The sequence below is a fragment of the Leifsonia sp. Root1293 genome, assembly GCF_001425325.1.
Lineage (GTDB): Bacteria > Actinomycetota > Actinomycetes > Actinomycetales > Microbacteriaceae > Orlajensenia.
In genome coordinates this window covers 2,279,299-2,299,184 of the sequence record NZ_LMEH01000001.1, presented here as the reverse complement: position 1 = coordinate 2,299,184, position 19,886 = coordinate 2,279,299, and the positions used below count along the sequence as shown (strand labels likewise).

At 69.4% G+C, this 19,886-nt stretch carries 16 protein-coding genes; 11 read left to right on the top strand and 5 right to left on the bottom strand.

Annotated elements, in window-relative coordinates:
- Nucleotides 1-166 precede the first annotated feature (166 nt).
- Both ASC59_RS10915 and ASC59_RS10910 read left to right on the top strand, forming a co-directional pair.
- Nucleotides 167-1,204 (top strand): LacI family DNA-binding transcriptional regulator, encoded by a 1,038-nt coding sequence (locus tag ASC59_RS10915; RefSeq protein WP_055822075.1) that lies wholly within the window; start codon nucleotides 167-169, stop codon nucleotides 1,202-1,204.
- Between the two features lie 156 nt (nucleotides 1,205-1,360).
- A complete protein-coding gene (locus ASC59_RS10910) occupies nucleotides 1,361-1,804 on the top strand; it encodes an Hsp20/alpha crystallin family protein (RefSeq protein ID WP_055823224.1) in 444 nt (147 codons plus the stop codon).
- 99 nt (nucleotides 1,805-1,903) lie between these two features.
- Here ASC59_RS10910 and ASC59_RS10905 read toward each other — a convergent pair whose 3' ends face one another.
- Nucleotides 1,904-2,203, bottom strand: a complete 300-nt coding sequence (locus tag ASC59_RS10905; RefSeq protein ID WP_082513636.1) for a DUF3072 domain-containing protein — start codon at nucleotides 2,201-2,203, stop codon at nucleotides 1,904-1,906.
- A 181-nt stretch (nucleotides 2,204-2,384) separates the two neighbouring features.
- Here ASC59_RS10905 and ASC59_RS10900 point away from each other — a divergent pair, with 181 nt between their 5' ends.
- A complete protein-coding gene (locus tag ASC59_RS10900) occupies nucleotides 2,385-3,167 on the top strand; it encodes an alpha/beta fold hydrolase (protein ID WP_055823220.1) in 783 nt (260 codons plus the stop codon).
- A gap of 42 nt (nucleotides 3,168-3,209) precedes the next feature.
- Here ASC59_RS10900 and ASC59_RS10895 read toward each other — a convergent pair whose 3' ends face one another.
- A complete protein-coding gene (locus tag ASC59_RS10895; RefSeq protein ID WP_235492664.1) occupies nucleotides 3,210-4,223 on the bottom strand; it encodes a helix-turn-helix domain-containing protein in 1,014 nt (337 codons plus the stop codon).
- An 84-nt stretch (nucleotides 4,224-4,307) separates the two neighbouring features.
- Here ASC59_RS10895 and ASC59_RS10890 point away from each other — a divergent pair, with 84 nt between their 5' ends.
- Nucleotides 4,308-8,252, top strand: coding sequence for a S8 family peptidase (locus tag ASC59_RS10890; protein WP_055822073.1), 3,945 nt, complete (start codon nucleotides 4,308-4,310; stop codon nucleotides 8,250-8,252).
- A gap of 96 nt (nucleotides 8,253-8,348) precedes the next feature.
- On the opposite strand, the gene ASC59_RS10885 is transcribed toward ASC59_RS10890, so the two are convergent.
- A complete protein-coding gene (locus ASC59_RS10885; RefSeq protein ID WP_235492663.1) occupies nucleotides 8,349-10,544 on the bottom strand; it encodes a glycosyl hydrolase 53 family protein in 2,196 nt (731 codons plus the stop codon).
- 246 nt (nucleotides 10,545-10,790) lie between these two features.
- A complete protein-coding gene (locus tag ASC59_RS10880; RefSeq protein WP_055822071.1) occupies nucleotides 10,791-11,927 on the bottom strand; it encodes an L-dopachrome tautomerase-related protein in 1,137 nt (378 codons plus the stop codon).
- A gap of 147 nt (nucleotides 11,928-12,074) precedes the next feature.
- Here ASC59_RS10880 and ASC59_RS10875 point away from each other — a divergent pair, with 147 nt between their 5' ends.
- From ASC59_RS10875 to ASC59_RS10860, 4 genes are all read left to right on the top strand, one after another.
- A complete protein-coding gene (locus ASC59_RS10875) occupies nucleotides 12,075-12,842 on the top strand; it encodes an MBL fold metallo-hydrolase (RefSeq protein ID WP_235492662.1) in 768 nt (255 codons plus the stop codon).
- A gap of 113 nt (nucleotides 12,843-12,955) precedes the next feature.
- On the top strand, nucleotides 12,956-13,780 hold the full coding sequence (locus tag ASC59_RS10870) for an endonuclease/exonuclease/phosphatase family protein (protein WP_055822065.1): 825 nt from the start codon (nucleotides 12,956-12,958) through the stop codon (nucleotides 13,778-13,780).
- Nucleotides 13,781-13,857: 77 nt separating this feature from the next.
- The gene (locus tag ASC59_RS10865) at nucleotides 13,858-14,298 is read left to right on the top strand and encodes a PGPGW domain-containing protein (protein WP_055822062.1); all 441 of its coding nucleotides are present in this window, start codon (nucleotides 13,858-13,860) and stop codon (nucleotides 14,296-14,298) included.
- A gap of 82 nt (nucleotides 14,299-14,380) precedes the next feature.
- Nucleotides 14,381-14,875, top strand: coding sequence for a hypothetical protein (locus ASC59_RS10860; protein WP_055822059.1), 495 nt, complete (start codon nucleotides 14,381-14,383; stop codon nucleotides 14,873-14,875).
- A 13-nt stretch (nucleotides 14,876-14,888) separates the two neighbouring features.
- Here the strand turns inward: ASC59_RS10860 and ASC59_RS10855 are convergent, their stop codons facing one another.
- Nucleotides 14,889-15,716 carry a DUF429 domain-containing protein gene (locus ASC59_RS10855; RefSeq protein ID WP_055822056.1) on the bottom strand — a complete coding sequence of 276 codons (828 nt, stop codon included), beginning with the start codon at nucleotides 15,714-15,716 and terminating at the stop codon, nucleotides 14,889-14,891.
- A 135-nt stretch (nucleotides 15,717-15,851) separates the two neighbouring features.
- Between ASC59_RS10855 and ASC59_RS10850 the strand changes: the two genes are divergently transcribed.
- From ASC59_RS10850 to ASC59_RS10840, 3 genes are all read left to right on the top strand, one after another.
- Nucleotides 15,852-17,342 (top strand): HNH endonuclease signature motif containing protein, encoded by a 1,491-nt coding sequence (locus ASC59_RS10850; protein ID WP_055822052.1) that lies wholly within the window; start codon nucleotides 15,852-15,854, stop codon nucleotides 17,340-17,342.
- 121 nt (nucleotides 17,343-17,463) lie between these two features.
- Nucleotides 17,464-18,786: an L-fuconate dehydratase gene (locus ASC59_RS10845; RefSeq protein WP_055822050.1), complete on the top strand. Its 1,323-nt coding sequence runs from the start codon at nucleotides 17,464-17,466 to the stop codon at nucleotides 18,784-18,786.
- Nucleotides 18,783-19,745 carry an aldo/keto reductase gene (locus tag ASC59_RS10840; protein WP_055822047.1) on the top strand — a complete coding sequence of 321 codons (963 nt, stop codon included), beginning with the start codon at nucleotides 18,783-18,785 and terminating at the stop codon, nucleotides 19,743-19,745. The genes ASC59_RS10845 and ASC59_RS10840 overlap by 4 nt, the downstream gene beginning before the upstream one ends.
- Nucleotides 19,746-19,886 lie beyond the last annotated feature (141 nt).

The following is a 19,886-nucleotide window of genomic DNA, read 5'->3' as shown; positions in this document are numbered from 1 at the left end:
CTAGCGAGGAATCGTCGGGTATGTCAACGTTGTCCTACCGATTCGGGGGACAAGAAGGGTCCATTCTTCCGTTCCATCGCGGTTCTCGACGTGCGAATGCGCGGGAATGAGCGCGTTCGTATGTCAACGCTGTCCTATGGCGGATCGTGCCCGCTATCCTGACGGGATGACGTCGACACCCCATCGCTCCCGAGCGACCATGAGCGACGTCGCCGCCGCGTCGGGCGTGAGCCTGAAAACGGTGTCGCGGGTGGTGAACGGCGTCGGCTACGTGAGCGCCGAAACTCTCGAGACCGTGCAGGCGGCGATCGAACAGCTCGGCTTCCGTCGCAATGAGTTCGCGCGACAGTTGCGGCAGGGCACCACAGCCACCATCGGGCTCGTGCTCGAAGACGTGGCTGACCCGTTCTACTCGGTGCTCACGCGCGCCGTCGAAGACGTGGCGCTGGCCCAGGACTACCTGCTGCTGTCGGCGTCATCAGCCGAGGATGCAGCGCGCTCTCGACGCATCATCGAGTCCTTCTCGTCACGTGGCGCCGACGGACTCATCATCGCACCCGCCCGCGGCACCGATCCGGCGTTCCTGCAGGCCGAGCTCGATGCCGGCTGCTCGATGGTCTTCGTCGACAGGCCGGTTCCCGGCATCCGTGCCGACACCGTGCTCGCTGAGAATCGTGGAGGCGCCGCCCGAGGCGCTGCCCATCTCCTCGCCCACGGTCATCGCCGCATCGCATTCTTCGGGGATGCTGCCTCGGTCTACACCGCCACGGAACGCCTCGCCGGCTACCGCGACGCCTTGGCGGCCGCCGACGTCGAGGTCGACGACGAGCTCATCGTGATGGCGGTTCCGCACGCAGACGCGAACGCCGTGGTGATCGACGCGGTGCTCGACCTGGACGACCCGCCCACGGCGATCTTCGCGGGCAACAACCGGTGGAGCGTGCTGCTGCTTCGCCACCTGAGGGCTCGCGGCATCCGTCCCCTTCCGGCATTCCTCGGCTTCGACGATTTCGAGCTCAGCGATGTGCTCGACCCCGGCATCACCGTGATCGCGCAGGACCCGGCCGCCATGGGCCAGCTCGCCGCAGAACTGTTGCTGCGCAGGGTCTCGGGCGACGACCGCCCGACCCAGCACATCCAGCTCGAGACCCGCCTGATCGAGCGAGGCTCCGGGGAGATTCCGGGCCCGTTCAGCGCTCGCTGAGGCGCGCAGAAGCGCGCTGTATCCCGGCGATTTTCACCATTTTCACAGCCATCGGCTGCTTGGCACTCTCCATCGTCGAGTGCTAATATTTTCGTAGTTGAGTCGATGAGGCTCAACTACAGATTCATCGTCGAACACATCCGAGAGGAGCACACCATGGCTATGACCTGGGACCCGTTCCGTGACCTTGACCGCCTCGCAGCGAGCATGCTCGACTCCCGTCAGGGACCCCGGCTGATGCCGATCGACCTGCACCGCGACGGCGACCACTACGTTCTCTCCGCCGACCTGCCCGGCGTCGATCCGGAGTCGATCGACGTCGACATCGACGGCCAGCTGCTCACGGTGCGCGCCGAGCGCACTCTGGGCACCGGGGACGACGTGCAGTGGCTCGCCCACGAGCGCCCCGCTGGTTCGTTCCTCCGCCAGCTCACCATCGGTGATGGCATCGACTCGTCGAACATCAGCGCCCACTACGACAACGGCGTGCTGAGCGTCATCATCCCGGTGTCCGAGCGGGCGAAGCCGCGCAAGGTCTCGGTGCAGTCCAACATGGCTGCATCAGGACACGAGGTGACGGCGTCGAGCAACGCGAGCTGACACGTCGAAAAGAGCACGCGTCGAGAACAGCAGAGAAGAGAAGTGAAGGTCCGCGCCCTGCAGAGGGCGCGGACCTTCTGCGTCGTCAGCCGAGGCCGCCTATTGACCGCGGCCGGTGGCCTGCTGCAGTCTCTCGATCTCGACGGATGCCTGCGCCTTCGTGAGGTCGGTCGGCAGCTCCTCGCCGGCTTCGCGGGCCAGGGTGTCGAGGTAGCTGGCCTGCGCGGCGGTCATCGGCTCGTCGCCGGTCACCCACTCGGCCGGATCCTTGCTGGCCGGATTGGCGTCGTCATCGCCGCGGCCGCCCAGGGTGTCGGCGAGGTCTGAGGAATCCGCGACATCGGGGTCTGTCGCGAGCTGCTCGCTCGAGGTCTGAGCGCTGGGGATCTGATCGCTCATGGTCTGGTCGGTCACGGTCTCTTCGTTCGAGTTCTGGTCGTTCATGAGGCGATGGTAGGCGCCATCGGCGGCGACATCCGAGTAACGGACGACGGGTTGACAACAGCTCGGAGAGTGCGCACGGGATTCCCGCGGGCCGCGCCTCTTGCCGGTGTCGGCGGGTGGTGGTCTTATGGTTCCCATGCAGCACGCAACGTCAGCGGATGGCACACCGATCGCATTCAACACGACCGGGGATGGGCCGCCCGTGCTCATCGTCGGTGGAGCCTTCTCGACGGCGGAGGCCGGTGAGCCACTGGCGGCGGCGCTCGCGTCGGCGGGCTATCAGGGAGTCACGGTCGATCGCCGGGCGCGCGGCGACAGCGGTGACACGACGCCGTACGCGCCCGAGCGAGAAGCCGAAGACCTCGCGGCCGTGATCAGCGCAGTCGGAGGCGAGGCCTCCGTTCTCGGGCACTCGTCCGGAGCGGTGCTCGCACTCTTCGCAGCCGGTCAGGGGGTTCCGATCAGGCACCTGTTCCTGTCGGAGCCGCCGTTCCACTTCGGCGAGGGCGAGCCGGCCGACGACCTGCCGGATCGACTGCAGACGCTGGTCATCGACGGCAGACCGGAGGATGCGGTCACGCTCTTCCAGCTCGAGGGCATCGGGTTGGCCGAGCCGATGGTCGAGCAGATCAAGGCGAGCCCGATGTTCGCAACACTCGTTCCGCTGGCCCAGTCCACGGTCTACGACGCCATCCTCACGGCTGCGGTCTCGACGCCGACCGACGCCATGACCTCGGTGAGTGCCCCGGTCACCGTCCTGCGCGGCGAGCCGACCTTCCCCATGCTGGTGCGCGCGGCCGGGCTGCTGGCCGAGGCGATTCCGGATGCCGAACTCGTCGTCGTGCCCGAATCACGAGACCACAGGCCCGACCCCGACGGCACCGCCCGGGAGATCGCGCTGCGACTCGGGAAGCGCTGAGGCTCAGCCCCGAGACGCCAGCCCGCGTCTGCCCGCGCGCCGTCAGACCCAGTCGCGCCGCACGGCCTCAGCGCCGAGCTGGATGCGGGTGGAGACGCCCGCCGTCTCCATGAGCTCGGCGACCCGGCGCTGCACTGTGCGCACGGAGATGCCGAGCTGGGCGCCGGCGGCGGCATCCGTCAGCCCGAGAAGCAGCAGCTTGATGAGGTCGCGATCGAGCGGCAAGAGTCCGCTGGCGCTCTCCAGGTCGGACGGGAATGACGTGGCGGTCGCCCAGAACTCGTCGAAGCTGGCGGCGACCAGGTCGAGCAGGCCGCTCGGGTGCACGAGCAGCGCGCCAGACGCCCGCTCCTCGCCATGCGACTTCATGGGGAGCAGGGCTATGGCGTCGTCGACGATGATGAGGCGCGTGGGCAGCTGGGGGAGCACGCGCACCGCAGCACCTCTCGCCGCGGCGTCGCGGGCGGCATCGAGGAAGCCGGGGCGTTCGATGACCGGCGATTCCACCAGGACGCGATAGCTCACGCCGCGGTCGAGGGCCAGGTCCTCCTCGGGGTTCTCATCGGCGGTGAGGAAGGCGATCTCGCTGAGCACGAAGGTGCCGACCCGCTCGGTGGCGGCTGCCTGCAGCTGCGCGAAGCGCTGGCGAACGGCATCCGCCCCGAGCACGACGTCGACGACATCGGGGGCGGAGCGCTGGACCGCGCCATGCCTGTACAGCTCGCTCAGCTGCACGAGCGCCTCATGCGCCTGCGACAGTCCGCGTTCGCGTTCGAGCAGCATCGGCCGCAGTGCGATCGACGGGGGAGAGGCGACGATGCGATCGGGCGCCGACGCCTGTCGGGCGATGAGACCGAGGTGCTCGAGCTCGTCGAGGATGCCGCGTGCCCGCGATGGGGACAGGCCGGCGGCGGAGGCGATGCCGTCGATGGCCGCCGACGGGGTGGAGAGCACGAGTCTGTAGACGGCCGTGTGCTCGTCGTCCAAGCCGATGGCCTCGAGCACTGCGGCCTCCGACTCGTCGTGATGGGTGCGTGGCTGGCGGATGGAAGCCATGGCATCTGTCCGCCAACAGGATAGCGAATGCGCTGTGAGAGGTTGCTTCTTAGCTCCCACCCACCACGTTCGAGAGGCCTGTCAGTGTCGAACAGCAATCCCCCGTTCTGGCGTCATCGCCGGCGCACCATCGCCGCCGCGATCGGAGGCGTCGCCATCGGCGTCGCCGGTGTCGGACTGACCTCCGTTCCCGCATCCGCCGGCCCGAACGACGCCGCCTCGTCGACCGCCGCCTCCGCGCCTGCGGCCCGATCCGCTGCCGGCACGCATTCCGTCACCCTCATCACCGGTGATCGCGTGCGAGTGACCGATCTCGGCGACGGCACCCGCGCGGTCGAGATCGAGACCGCCGTGCCCGGAGCTGCTGTGCAGTCCGTCGAACTCGACGGCGACCTGCACGTGCTCCCCAGCTCAGCGCTGCCGTACCTGGCCGCCGGTTCGCTCGACCCCGACCTCTTCAACGTCACCCAGCTGATCGAGTTCGGCTACGACGACGCGTCGGTGCCCGCGACGCCCGTGATCGTCGAGTTCGCGGATGCCGATGGCCCCGCCCTGATGACGGCTCCGGTTCCCGGGGTCGAGATCGGCACTCCCCTCGAGAGCATCGGCGGCGCGGCCGCCATCGCAGACCACGCTGCGGCAGCAGACGCCTGGTCGGCGCTCACGGGCAGCGCCGGCGGCACCGGCGCCACCGGCCCGAGCACCTTCAGCGCCGAACCGGCACTGGCCGGCGGCATCGCCTCGATCCACCTCGACGGCAAGGTGGAGGCGACGCTCGACTCGAGCGTGCCCTACATCGGTGCTCCGGCAGCCTGGGCCGAGGGCTACACCGGCGCCGGGGTGACCGTCGCCGTGCTCGACACGGGCATCGACGACACGCACCCCGACATCGCCGGGCGCGTACTCCCCGGCTCGATGAGCTTCGTTCCCGGTGAAGACGCCACCACCGACACGCAGGGCCACGGCACGCATGTGGCGTCGACCGTCGCCGGAACCGGAGCGGCCAGCGGCGGAGTGCACCGCGGCGTCGCCGACGGTGCCGACCTGCTCGTCGGCAAGGTTCTCGGCGCTGACGGCTCAGGCCAGGACTCGTGGATCATCGAGGGCATGCAGTGGGCCGGCGAGAACGCCGACATCGTGTCGATGAGCCTCGGTTCGTCGCAGGCATCCGACGGCCTCGACGTGATGGCCGAGGCCCTCAACGCCATCTCCGAGGAGACCGGCGCACTCTTCGTGGTCGCAGCCGGCAACAACGGTGCGCCCGAGAGCATCGGCTCCCCGGGCTCCGCCGCCCGCGCCCTCACCGTCGGCTCCGTCGAGGACCCGAGCGGCGAGCTGGCGAACTACTCCAGCCAAGGTCCACTCGCCCTGAGCGGCGCCCTGAAGCCGGAGCTCGCCGGCCCGGGCAGCTCCGTCACGGCCGCCCGGTCGGCCGACAGCCCGGGCGAAGGCTCCTACATCACCATGAGCGGAACCTCGATGGCGACGCCCCATGTCGCCGGCGCCGCCGCCATCCTCAAGCAGCTCCACCCCGAGTACACCGCCGAGCAGCTGCGTGCAACCCTCCTGAGCACGACGACCGATGTCGGGCTGACCTCGTACCAGGCCGGCACCGGCGTCGTGAACGTCGCGACGGCGATCGACGCCACCGTCATCGCATCGGGATCGGGCGACTTCGGGATGCTCGCCTGGGGCGAGACCGCCGAACCCGTGGTGCGCACGGTCGACGTCGCGAACAGCGGCGACGCCGAGGTGGTGCTCGACCTCACCGCCTCCCTCGAGGGAGCCGCCGACGACGTGCTCACCCTCGACACCAACGTCCTCACCATTCCCGCCGGCGAATCGCGCAGCGTCACCATGACCGTCGACCCGACGAAGGTGCCCGCGGGAACGCAGCTCGCCGGAGCGTTGCTCGGCAGCATCGACGGCACCGTCGTCACGCGCACGGCCCTCGGCATGATCGCCGAGATGGAGCGCTACAACCTCACCGTGAAGGCCACGGGCTTCACCGGTGAACCGATCGACACCTACGGCATCATGTACGAGGCCGGCAGCGGCGACTACTACCCGTTCGGAGTGGCGGGCGACGTGACGATGCGCATGCCGGCCGGTCGCTACGGCGTGATGACCTTCATGGACGCACTGCGCTCCGGCGACTCCGTCGTCACGGCGCTGGTCGGAGATCCCGACCTGGTTCTCGACGGCGATGCGACAGTGGCATTCGATGCCAGGACCACGAAGCCCGTCACCGTCGATGTCGGCGACTCGGGCGTCGACGCGGTGTTCAGCCGACTCGACTACAGGATCGACGGCTTCACCGGCACCTATTACCGTGACCTTCTCAGCGACGGCTTCTACGCCCAGCCGATGACGGCGCCGAACGCCGACAGCTTCTCGTTCACCAGCCGCTGGCGCCTGCAGGATCCGCTGCTCACCCTGGCAGCGGGCAAGCGCAGGCTCGACGTCACGGTGCAGGCCGGCTCGACCTTCTACGACGGCAGGCTGCGAGCGGATGCGGTCGACGTCGGTACCGGCAGTGCGGCCGAGTTCGCGGCGGTGAGCGCGAAGGGCAAGATCGCCGTTGCGACGCGGTCCGACGCCGTCTCTCCGAGCGAGCGGGCGGCCAACGCGCTCGCGGCGCACGCCACGATGCTCCTCGTCGTGAACGACGCCGACGGTGAACTCAGCGAGTGGGTCGGAGCTGACGACTACGTCACCGACGTCGCCATTCCGGTCGCCTCCATCAGTGGTGTCGAGGGTCGGGCTCTGCTCGCGTCGCTTGCCGTCGCCGCGTCCAAGGGCAAGAGGCCGAGTCCCGCGAAGGCCGTCACGCTCACGGGCGTCGGAGTTTCCGCCGCCGACGAGGTCTACGACATCTCGCGCTTCGTCGACGGGTCGATCCCCGGTGACCTGCACTACCGGCCGACCAAGCTCGCGAAGACCACGACCACCTACCACGGCCACGCGGGCGACCTCGTGGGCGAGTTCCGCTGGGACTACGGACCGGGCATCGACGTCAGCTCGGGCTTCTACCTGCGCACCGAGCGGGGCCTCACCCGCACCGAGTGGGTGAACACCGACAAGGTCGAGTGGAACCAGGGCGCTGCCCTCATCGCGGCGGCATGGGAGGTGCGGGACGTGAAGCGGGCCTACACCCCGAAGCAGAAGTCGACGACCAGTTACTTCGCGCCCATCGTGCGACCCTTCGTCGGACCGGGGTACTGGGCGCCCGAGCGGATCGCCGCCTTCGCCCAGGTGAACGTCCCCTCGTGGGGTGACGGCGGAAGCCCGCAGCACACCGGCGCCTTCGACGTCTTCGAGCAGCGCCCCGACCGCTCCCAGCTCACCGAGGTCTGGATCGACGGCGAGCAGGTCGCGGCATCCCCGTGGCAGTCCGCGACGGTGTTCGACATCCCGGACGGCGAACACGAATGGCGGGTGCTGAACACGGCGACCCACGACGGACGCTACCTCCCGTCGTCGACGAAGACCGTGACGGAGTGGACGTTCCGCAACGGTGGATCCGCCGACGATTTCACGGAGCAGACGCTGCCCATGATGCAGGCCTTCTACGACGTCGACGCGGATGCATCCGGTGCCGTCGGTGGGAAGCGGTCGTCGGGCAGGCCCATCGACCTCGGCCTCGAGCTCAGCCACATCGAGAGCGCCGACGGCATGGCCGAGCTCACCGGAGCGACCCTCGAGATGCGCACCGCGGGCGGGCAGTGGACGCCGGTGGCCCTGAAGCCGGCGGCAGCGACGGGACAGGCATCCGGAGCATCCGCCTCCCCGGATGAAGAGCCGGTGGCGTCGCCGATGATCAACTACCCCGAGGAGCGTCCGTTCCTGAAGGCATACAGCGCCAAGCTCGCCGTGCCCGACGCCGGGGCGTGGATCGACCTGCGGGTGACGGCGACGGATGCCGCGGGCAACACGTTCTCCCAGGAGATCGAGCGCGCCTTCGAGGCGGCCTCGGCGAAAAAGCGCGGCCACCACGGACACGGCGGGGGTCACCCGGGCGGTCGATGACGCCGCACGCCATTTCGCGGGGGTCTGCGCCAGATGAGGTGGCGCAGACCCCCGCGAATTGGCGCAGCGCGGCGCGGCGGCAGCCGGACGCGGCGGCTAGGCGCGCCGCAGCTTGAGCAACGCGGCCGTCACGAGGAGCGAGCTCCTGATGACGTCGGCCTTGGTGGCCCGCGGTGACGTCACCACGACGGTCCCGATCGCGACGGCCTCGTTCAGGCCCGCGACGGAGGCCGGCGTGTACTTCGCCGGCGTCACCCGAGCGGCCACCGTGAGCAGCGCCTGGATCGGGCGCTTGTCGACCGTCGACGCCTTCTCCACCTTCACCAGGCGCACGTCGTCGAGCACGCCCCACGCTCCGGCCGAGAGCGAGAAGTTCGCCGCGATGGTGACGACGCCGTCGGAGCCGACGACGACCGACTGCAGCGTCGCGGTGTGGAACTCGTTCCAGGCTGTGAACTCGAGCGGAGCGCTCCAGCTGCCCGCCGACGTCGTCGCCGCGAGCGTGCGCACATCCGTCGCCGGGGAGTTCGTTCCCTGCGTCGTGGCCTGCAGCGTGTAGGTTCCGGCCGGAACCCCGGTGAGCTTCTGCGTCGCCGACGTCGTATAGGCGGTGCCGTTCCAGAAGGTGACGGCGAAGTCGCCGTCGGACCCGTCGGCCGTCTGGGTGCGCGCGGCCGGGCCGGTGAAGGTCCAGGCGCTGGTGTCGGCGTCCTCGAAACTGTGGTTCCTCACCAGGTTCGCGGCGAGCACGGTGACGGATGCCGTCACGGCGATGCCCGTCGACGTCCTACCCGGAATCGAGTAGGTGCCCGGGCCACGGATGTAGCCGGCGGCCTTGCTCCAGGCGACGGTGGGGTGCTCGGTCGTGGCGTCGTTATAGGTCACGGTGATCGTGGACGGGAGAGCGACGGGGGCGCCATCCGTCACCGAGAGGGCGACCTTCTCGACCGAGACGATCTCGCGCGGGGCTGCGGCGCCGGTGCGCACGTATTCGAAGGTGCGGAGCGACTCGAGAGCCGTGCCGTCGAAGGCGAAGAGCGCCTGGTTGTCCCACGAGGATCCGCCGAAGAAGTCGCCGACGTTCACCGGGTCGTAGCCCTTCGCGTAGCTCGTGGCCCAGCCGGATCCGTCGCGCTCCCAGAGCGTCTTGTTGGTCTCGATGGCGCTCGGCGGGCCGACCGGGATCCACGCCGGCTCCCAGTAGAAGACGCCGATGCCGGCATCACCGACAGCCGCCACGGCCGCGATGACGTCACGCAACTGGGTGGCCTGGCCCTGCACGCTGGCGGGGTAGGCGTCGGTGATGGTGCCCGATCCGATGGAGTTGGAGAATCCGTCTCCGTCGTCGAGAGTGTGCGCCCACGAGGTCTCGGCCACCATGACCTTCTTGCCGTAGGTGGTCGCGATCTGACTCAGCACGGCGGTGAGGTTCGCGGGAGTGCCGTGCCAGTAGGGGTAGTAGGAACTCGCGAAGACGTCGTAGTCGACGCCGAATTGCGCCAGGCCGGCGGCGTAGGTGGCGTAGCGTCCGGGTGTCTCGGGATTGGTGAAGTGCACGGCGACGAGGGCGTCGGGGAGGGTCTCCCGGGTCGCTGTCGCTCCCGCCTGCAGGAGTGCGGCGAACTGCTGGTCGATGGCCGTGCCGGCGCGGGTGTAGCCGGCGATGGCGTTGTTCGTCTCGTTGCCGATCTGCACCATGCTGACGTCGACGCCGGCTTCCGCGAACGCCGTGAGCGCCTCAGTCGTGAAGTCGTGCAGTGCTGTAACCGTCTCGGCCGGTGACAGGCCCTGCCAGGCCTTCGGGGCCAGCTGGCGCCCGGGGTCGGCCCAGAAATCGGAGTAGTGGAAGTCGACGAGCACTTTCATGCCGGCGGCCGTGGCGCGCTCGCCGATCTCGACGGCGCGGGGGACGTCGACGGTGCCGCCGCCGTAGCCGTTGCCGTCGGCGTCGTACGGATCGTTCCAGACCCGCACTCGCACGGTGTTGACGCCGCTCTCGTGAAGGGTCTCGAAGATGTCCTGCGGGTTCCCGTCGGCGTCGCGGTAGACGACGCCGGACGCCTCCTCGCTGAGCACACTCGACACGTCGACGCCGTTCACGAAGTCGGGGGAGAGGTTCTCCACCTTGTTCACGAAGATGCCGGCTTCGACCGGGCCGTCCACTTCGGCTGCGGATGCCGCGCTCGCGGCGCCGACGACGCCGATCGCCCCGGCGGGAATCGAGATGGCGGCCGCGACTGCGCCGGCCAGGGCCCCCAGCCCCACGCGGCTCCAGGTGCTTCGTTTTCTCACGATCGACGTTCCTCTCGAGTCGGACAGCTCGGGCGGGACGCCTCATCGTGAAGGCGCGGTCATCCGCGGCGCTGCGGGGATTGCGCACATGAACTGTGTGCGCTCCCAGTTCTAGCACACGGATCGGCCGCTGAAAAGAGGGATCGATGCATGAATACGGACTAGCAAGTCAATGACAACTCGGAGCGCTCACAGCCCGAGGGACCGTTCTCCAGAGGCTGTCACCCCGCTAAGACGGTCAGGCTCTCAGCGCAGCAGCACGGGGCCGGCGTCGATGCGCACCCTGAACAGCGAATACGGGTACTGCCGCAGGTCTTCGCCGTCCTGGTACTTCTCCTGCCGATGCAGCTGGTTGGCCGTGAAGTACAGGTGCCCGTCGGTGGCCACCGACATGGTGTCGGGCCAGAGCATCCGTTCGTCTTGCACCAGCGTCTGCAGTTCGCCGCTCGGAAGCCGGCGCAGGATGGCGTTGTGCTCGTAGTTCGTCGCATAGAGGCGTCCGGCGTCGTCGGATTCGAGGCCGTCGGCTCCCCCGCCCTTGTCACCCTCGTCGACGACGGATGCCGCAACGGCCAGCTCGCTCACGGCGCGATCGCGCAGCGCCTCGGTCGACACGCTGTACCAGCGGCGGGAGATGAGCGGGCAGTACCAGAGGCGCTCGCCGTCGCTCGAGATGGCGATGCCGTCCGACCCCATCGTCACGGGCTTCGGCGGCTCCCCGGCCGAGCGTTCGGCGAAGACCCGGCCCTCGGCCATCGGCACCATCTCCTGCGGCGGCAGGGCCTTGGTGCTCGGGTGATCGTGCAGGCGTCGCCATGCCTCACCCGTGGCGAGGTCGACGACGATGATGCCGTTCGGGCCCTGGTCGGAGGAATCGGTGATGTAGGCGACTCCGCCGTCGCCCTGCCTCAGGTCGAACCTGACGTCGTTGAGATAGGTGGTGGGCAACGCGACGTCGGGCTCGAACACGATCGTCTGCACGACGGCATCCGTTGTCAGGTCGACGCAGACCAGCTTCGGTCCGCCCCGCTTCGTCGGCTGGAACATGGGGCTTCCGGTGTCGAGGATCCACAGTCGGTCGGCCGGATCGACGACGATGCTCTGCACCGAGACGAGGGCGTTCTCGTCGTCGTCGCTCGAGGGGCTGTTCCACGCCTCATCGGGGAACGGATGCTGCTCGCCATCCCGCAGCTCGACCACGGTCGCGCGCACGTCGTCGCCCCACTTCGGGAAGTTCACGAAGATGCGGCCAGAGTGCGAGACGCTGACACCGGTCGGCATCGGCCCGTCGTCGAAGGAGTGCACCAGCTCCAGCGAGCCGCGCGGCTCATCCGCGGCGCGAGGTTCCACCTCACCGGTCGATCCGAAGAATGCGTTGGACATGGTCTCCTCCTCCAGGCTCGTGCCTGCCAGCCAACTCCGGCCGTTCGGATCGGAGAAGGCCCTTGCCGCGCGGATGCGCGGTGGCTACTCTGCTGCCGGCTGTCAAGCCTGTTCCGGCATCCGTTGGGCCTGAATATCGTTCCCCGCATGAGTCCCCAGCGCATGCGTGCAGCCGAAGTGAGTGACGGCGTCTTCCTGGTGGAGCACGGTCACGTGAACAGCTATCTCGTCGCCGGAACGAGCGACACCGACGGTTTGACCCTGATCGACAGCGGACTGCCGCGCGGGTACCAGGCACTCGCGGCGACGCTGCGCTGGCTGGGCCGCGACTTCGGCGACATTCGCGGGCTCGTGCTGACGCACGGTCACTTCGATCACGTCGGGACGGCGAAGCGTCTGGTGGAGGAGCACCGCATCCCGGTGTGGGTGCACGAGGACGACAGGTACATCACTCGGCATCCGTACAGCTACGAGCACGAGCGCGCCCGCACGCGCTACCCGGTGGAGCATCCGCGGTCGGTGCCGGTACTGGCGGCGATGGCGGCGGCCGGGGCGCTCGCCGTGCACGGGGTCGACGTGAGCAACCTTCTCCAGCCCGGAGTCGCCGTCGACCTGCCCGGGCAGCCGATCCCGCTTGCGACTCCTGGCCACACGGCCGGACACTGCGGGTTCCATCTCGCCGACCGGGGTGTTCTGATCAGCGGCGATGCCCTGGTGACCTTCGACCCGTACACGGCCGAGCGCGGACCCCGCATCGTGGCGCGCGCGGCCACCGCCGACAGCGACCAGGCGATGCGATCGCTCGCGGTCTTCGAGGAGACGGATGCCGCCCTCGTGCTGCCCGGCCACGGCGAACCGTGGCGGCACGGCATCAGGGAGGCCGTCGACGCCGCCCGAGTGGTGGGCGTCGCGTAGGCGACGCATGCGAGCGCGCGATGGTGCAGGGCGATGGTGCGGGTGCTCCAGTGGATGAGGTGACGAGCGGGCGAGGGCGTCGCCGAGCCAGGCAGGAGTGGAGGTCGCGCACGATGGGCGGAGGCGTTCGGGACCCGCGACCGGAGCGCGCGGTCATCAGGGTCGTCACGTGGAACGTGCTGTGGTGGTTCGATCCGCAGCCCGAGGCGCGCCAGCGCGGCATCCGGAGCATCGTGGCCGACCTCGCCCCCGACATCGTCGGTCTGCAGGAGTGCTGGGCATCGGCGGAGACGACGCAGGCGGATGCCGTCGCCGAGGTGACCGGCGGGCATGCCGCGTTCGTGGCCACCTCGCTGCCGCCGGTCCCGCCCGAAGACGCCGATCGCCTGGGGATGCGCATGGGCATCGGGCTGGTGTGTCGGTGGCCGATCACCGCCACCGAGGCTATCGAACTGCCGGTGACCCATCGCCAGGTTCCGCCTGTGGCGCTCGTGGCGTCGGTCGAGCATCCGTCAGGACCTCTGAGCCTCGTGGTGGCCGCGACGGAGTGGGAGCCGGAGTACGCCGACGACCATCGTGCCCAGACCAAGCGGCTGGCGCGCCTGATCGAAGAGCTGGCCCGGGCAGGTCGGCCCGTGATGCTGCTGGCCGACCTCAACGCCGATGCGAGCCAGGTCGAGTTCGCGCCTCTGGCTGAGGTGGCATCGGACACCTGGGAACGCGGTGGCGGGATGACGGATGCGGTCACGCTGAGTTCCGCCGTGCCGTTCGCCCCGCTGGAGGCGACGAAGCAGATCGACCGTCGCGTCGACCACATCCTCACGCGGCCGGCGCTCGAGGTGGAGAGGGCGTTTCTCGTCGACCGTGCCGTTGACGGCATGTATCCGTCTGACCACTTCCCGGTGGTGGCCGATGTCGTGCTGGAGCGGATGCCGTAGTCGGGGTGGCCGGCGCTGGGGCGCTGGGGTGTTGGCGCGCTGGGGCGCTTTCCAGCATCGGCTCCTAGGCTGTGCGCATGAGTGACACCTTCCAGCAGGATCAGCAGCGTCAGCAGCAGCGGTCCGAGCCGACGGCGCCGAGCACGACCCGTCGCGTGGGGGCCGCCCTCGGTCGGGCCACACGCAGTGCCGCGCACGGAACCCGAGAGACGATCCGCCGCAATCCGACTGTCGACAAGGCCTATCGGGCCGGCGTGGGCGTCGTCGGTGGAGGCACCGTGGCACTCGGCGTAGTGATGATCCCGCTGCCGGGCCCGGGAGCCCTCGTGGTGCTCGGGGGCCTCGGCATCCTCTCGACCGAGTTCGAGACGGCCAAGAAGGTCAGCACCAAAGCCAACGCTGCTGTGAAAAAGGGCGTCGGCGTGGCCAAGCAGGCACGCGACCGCAGGCGAGCGGCGAAGGAGGCCGCCTCCGAGGCACCGGCCGAGCCCGAGGTCTGGGTGGTGAAGAGGGGCTGATCGCCGCCTCGCTCGATCGTCGCCTCGCCCTATGGCCGCCTCGCCCTATCGCCCGCTCGAGCCGAGTGCCACTATGAGGGCTATGGAAGACAGCCTGTGGGTTCTCAAAGACGACGAGCTCGACCTCATCCGTGAACTGGAGCCCGAGCGGCTCGCGGAACTCGACGAAGACGGGCTGCTCGCCCTGCACAAGCGCGTGCGGCAGGCGCGCAACAAGCATGTGAAGCGATACCGGCGGGACGCCGCGACCAGGGTCGAGGCGGCCGGCGGCCGAGGGGCTGCGGCACCGAAATCCGACAAGGCGCGGCTGCGGGCATCCGTGTTCGAGGAGGCGCTGGCGCGGATCAGCGCTGAGCTGGCGCGGGTCGCCCACGAGGAGGCGGAGACCCTCAGGGACGAGCGGCTGGCCCGCGCACGCGAGGGCCGGTGGGCCGGACCGCAGTCGCAGACCTCGCACACCGGCGGGGTCGGGTCGGAGGGCCGCGCCCGTGAACACCAGAAGACGAGCGGTGGCGTGAAGCGCGACGCGTCGAGCGCGGCTCAGGGCGCGAAGCGGCAGGCGAAGCGCGACTCCTGAGGCAGCGCCGCCGTCAGTGCTCCCGCGGTCGCCGCTGCTCCGGCCGCGCCGGGGCGACGATGGTCGCGAGCCGGCCCTCGTCGTCGGGCTGCGAGTCGGCTCCGAGCACCTGGCAGCGATCGAGGTGATGGCGCGCCCAGAGCGAGGCCGTCCAAGCGCAGATGACCGCATCGATGAGGTCTTCGCGGTGCTTGTAGGCGGCATCCGTCAGCGGTGACGGGGTGTTCAGAAGGTCATGCGTCACGGGATGCGAGCCAAGGTCGAGCGGCGTCTCGGCGACGGTGAGCGCTGCGAGGCGCGCGATCAGGTCGTCGCACTGGTGTGCCCTGAACTCGCGTCGCTCCGACGCCGGGATGGCGAGGTTGGGGCGCTTGTAGCGGGGGCGTTCCCCGTCGTAGCCGAGCTCGACGGCGCCGACGAGTGTCGTGTACGGGTAGCACTCGAAGAACTGCACGATGTCGTCGCGGGCGGCATCCGTTCCGCTGATGCAGGTGAATCCAGCGGCCTCCAGACGTCTGCGCAGGGTGACTCCGGCGAGCCAGCCGAGGCCGAGGTTGCTGGCGTTCGCCGAGACCTTCCAGCGACCGTAGCGGCGCCCGACCTCGCGCTCGCACTCGCGCATGCCTGTGCGGTTCGCAACCACGAGAGGCGCGTCGATCGCGATCACGTCGCCGACGGATGCCGTCGCCAGCAGCCAGCGCTCGACCTCGTTGATGCCGCGGGCCCACCCTGCGTCGATGACCGTGCCGTCAGCGGCGATGGCGGCGAGGCCGGTCTCGTTCGCGGCGCGGGTCGCGGTTCCCTCGCCCCAGGCGAGGTCGACGCCGAGGAAGAGGGGCATGGATCGAGGGTATCCGGGGTGGAATCTATGAGGTGTGCGTTCTCGTTTCTGTGTTCCCATTCTCGCGCTGCCTGAGTTATCCACATTCGAAGAGAAAGTCGAGGAAATGTCAGTGGGTCGCGCGAGAATTGAGGCATGAAGAACCACTTCCGGCTCCTGCGCGACAGCCTCACGGCGCTGCGCACAGCATGGAAGGATGCCCTGCCCGCGGTGCTGCTTCCGGGGGCGGATGCCGCTGCGGCGGTGCGGTCGATGAGCGATGCCGGGCTGGTTCGCGTCGTCGACGCCCTCTCGGCGCTCGCGCGGGCCATCGGTGCGTTGCAGGCCCTGGTGGCGGGGGAGGTGGCGCGCCGGTCGCGGCCCGAGCTGGGTGCTGAGGGGTTGGCGAAGGGGCAGGGCTTCGCGTCGCCGGCGGATCTGTTGGCGGCCAGTGCAGGCGCCTCCCTGGGGGAAGCGGAGGCCCTCATCACCGTGGGTGAGGCCACGGCCGGGCGGGAGTCGTTCACCGGGGAACGGATGCCGTCCCCGCACCCGTTCGTGCAGGCTTCGTTGACGGCCGGTCGGATCAGTGTGGCTGCGGCGGCGATGATCACCCGCATGCTCGATCGGGTCGCCTGCCGAGCCGACCCGGAACTGCTCGCCGCGACCGAGGAAGCCCTTGCTGCGGCTGCCGCGCAGCTGAGTCTCGGGAGCCTCGCCGTGGCGGTGAAGTATGCCGAAGCCAGACTCGACACCGACGGGGTGCAACCCCGCGAAGACGAACTGCACGCCGGCCGGTCGTTGTCGATCGTGGAGGACAAGTCCGGAGCGGTGCGGCTAACGGGCGTGTTCGCTCCGGTGGATGGTGCCGTCGTCGCGGCGGCGATCAACGCCCTCGTGTCCACCGAGCTACGGCGGGCACGGGACGCGTTCGGATCCGGGCGCGCCTGCACCTGCCCCGACGGGACACCCGCTGATACCTGTGCCTGCGTTGATCCGGTGGTGACCGAGCAGCGCACTCTGACGCAGATGCGCGCCGACGCCCTGGCGGATCTCGCCCGGCATGTGATCGGCCGCGAGCAGACCACCATCGACGCCAGCACCGCTGTGGTGGTGCGCATGGACGTCGGGGACCTCGCCGATCCCGAGAGTGCCGGTGTCGCGTCGATCGATGGCATCGCCCAGCCCATCTCAGCCAGCACGGCCCGCGGCCTGGCGGCATCCGCCGGCATCATCCCGCTGGTCCTCGGCGGGGACTCGGTCCCGTTGGACCTGGGCCGGGCGCAACGGTTGTTCACGAGGGCGCAGAAGCTCGCTCTCGCCGAACGGGACGGCGGCTGCGCGTTCCCCGGCTGTGGCCGCCCTCCGCAGTTCTGCGATGCGCATCACATCCGCTGGTGGGACCGCCACCACGGCTCCACCGACATCGCCAACGGGGTGCTGCTCTGCTCCCACCATCATCACCTGCTGCACCGCGAGGGCTGGAGCATCCAGGTGGTCGAGAACCGCACCTGGTTCACCCCACCCGTCCACATCGACCCCGGACAACGACCGAGACCCGGCAACAACCTCCGCCGACTACTGATGCCGGCGGGCAGTGGCAGCAGCGGGGTGCGCGGGAGCGGTGCGGGTGTTCAGGCGGCATGAGACGAACATCGGAACTCTGAGCCACTGAAGGCAGCCCATCGCGGGGAATTTCGTGGAACCGGTGCGCTTGACATTCGAGACATCCGATGTCTAGGCTCGGCAACGCCCTCGAAAGGACATCATGAGCACCATCGTCAGCGTTGACACCCGGGACATCCGCTTCCCCACCTCCCTCGAACTCGACGGTTCGGATGCGATGAACCCCGACCCCGACTACTCGGCCGCCTATGTGGCGATCCGCACCGACGCCGAGGACGGCCTCGAGGGCCACGCCTTCGTGTTCACCATCGGTCGCGGCAACGATGTGCAGGTCGCAGCGCTCGACACCCTGCGCGGACACCTGGTCGGCCGCAACGTCGAGGAGCTTCTCGCCGACATGGGCGCGGCGTCGCGTCTGCTCATGCACGACTCGCAGCTGCGGTGGCTCGGACCGGAGAAGGGCGTGATGCACATGGCCATCGGCGCCATCGTCAACGCACTCTGGGATCTGCGGTCCAAGCGTGCCGGGCAGCCGCTCTGGCTGCACCTCGCCAGCCTCAGCCCCGAGGAGCTCGTCTCCGTCGTCGACTTCCGGTACCTGAGCGATGCGCTCACGCCCGAGCAGGCGCTCGACATCCTGCGGGCGGCCGAACCGACACGGCAGGAGCGCATCGCGCAGCTGCTCGACGCCGGCTACCCCGCCTACACGACCACGCCGGGCTGGCTCGGCTACTCCGACGAGAAGCTCGATCGCCTCTGCCGCGAGGCCGTTGCCGACGGCTTCCCGCAGATCAAGCTCAAGGTGGGGGCGAGCCTCGAGGACGACATCCGTCGCCTCGGCATCGCCCGAGCAGCGGTCGGCCCCGACTTCCCGATCGCGATCGACTCCAACCAGCGCTGGGACGTGGCCGATGCCATCACCTGGGTGAACGAGCTCGCGGGCTTCAACCTGGCCTGGATCGAGGAGCCGACGAGCCCGGACGACATCCTCGGCCATGCCACCATCGCCCGCGGTGTCGCCCCGGTGCGGGTGGCGACGGGCGAGCACGTGCAGAACCGCATCGTCTTCAAGCAACTGCTGCAGGCCGAGGGCATGCAGGTGATGCAGATAGACGCGACCCGTGTGGGCGGCGTGAACGAGAACATCGCGAACCTGCTGCTGGCGGCGAAGTTCGGCGTTCCGGTCTGTCCGCACGCCGGCGGCGTCGGGCTCTGCGAGGCGGTGCAGCACCTGTCGATGTTCGACTACGTCGCGGTGTCCGCCAGCATGGACGGCCGCATGATCGAGTTCGTCGACCACCTGCACGAGCACTTCGTGACTCCGACGGTGGTGGAACGCGGGCGCTACCTGGTGCCCTCGGCGCCGGGAGCCGGCACCGAGATGCTGCCGGCGTCGATCGACGAGTACACCTGGCACGGCACCTCGGCGGCGGCCCCGGTGGCCACCGCGGCGGCCTCGGTATGAGCGTCACCTCAGCCGCGCGCCTCGGCCCCGTCGGATTCGGCGGCGCACCCCTCGGTAACCTCTATCGGGCCGTGGACGACGCGGAGGCCGCCGCCGCCGTCGCGGCAGCGTGGGAGAGCGGCATCCGCTACTACGACACGGCTCCGCACTACGGGCTCGGCCTGTCGGAGAAGCGCCTCGGCACCGCGCTGCGAGACAGGCCGCGCGATGAGTTCACGATCTCGACGAAGGTCGGCCGCGTGCTCGACCCGAATCCGGCATTCGACGGCGGCGACGACCTCGCCGATGCCTATGCGGTTCCGAACGACCTCGTGCGCCGGTTCGATCCGAGTGAGTCCGGCATCCGTCGCAGCATCGAGGAGTCCCTCGAGCGCCTCGGCCTGGCCAGCGTCGACATCGCCTACCTGCACGATCCCGACGTCTACGACCTCGACCGCGGTCTCGCCGAGGGCCTGCCCGCCCTGCAGCGACTGCGCGACGAAGGGGTCGTCGGCGCCATCGGCGTCGGCACCAATGACGCGGATGCCGCGGTGCGTGCCGTGCGCGAGGGCGACATCGACCTGGTGATGATCGCCGGCCGGTACACGGTGCTCGAGCAGCCGGCCCTCGCCGAACTGCTGCCGCTCTGCCTCGAGCGCGGCGTCGGAGTCGTGGCGGCCGCGCCATACAACTCCGGGCTGCTCGCGAGCGATGAGCCCGACGCGAACGCCCACTACGACTACGCCCGGGTCGGCGATGACGTGCTCGAGCGGGCTCGGCGCATCGCCGCGATCTGCCGGGAGCACGGGGTGGCGTTGCCCGTCGTCGCCATGCAGTATCCGCTGCGGCATCCCGCAGTGCGCACCGTCGTGGTCGGATCGGCCCGGGCGGATGCCATGCGTGAGAACGTCGAGCGCGCGACGTCGCCCGTGCCCGGCGCGCTGTGGGATGCGCTGCGCGACGAGGGGTTCGCGCCATGAGGGCCAGTGCTGAGAGGCGCCTTCAGATCCGACCTATGACGACCTTCGATGGCTCGAATGCCGGATTTACGCTGGAAACGGTCACAGACATCCGACGAGTAGTACACTCGAGCACACCCATCTCAAGGAAGAGAGGCCCCC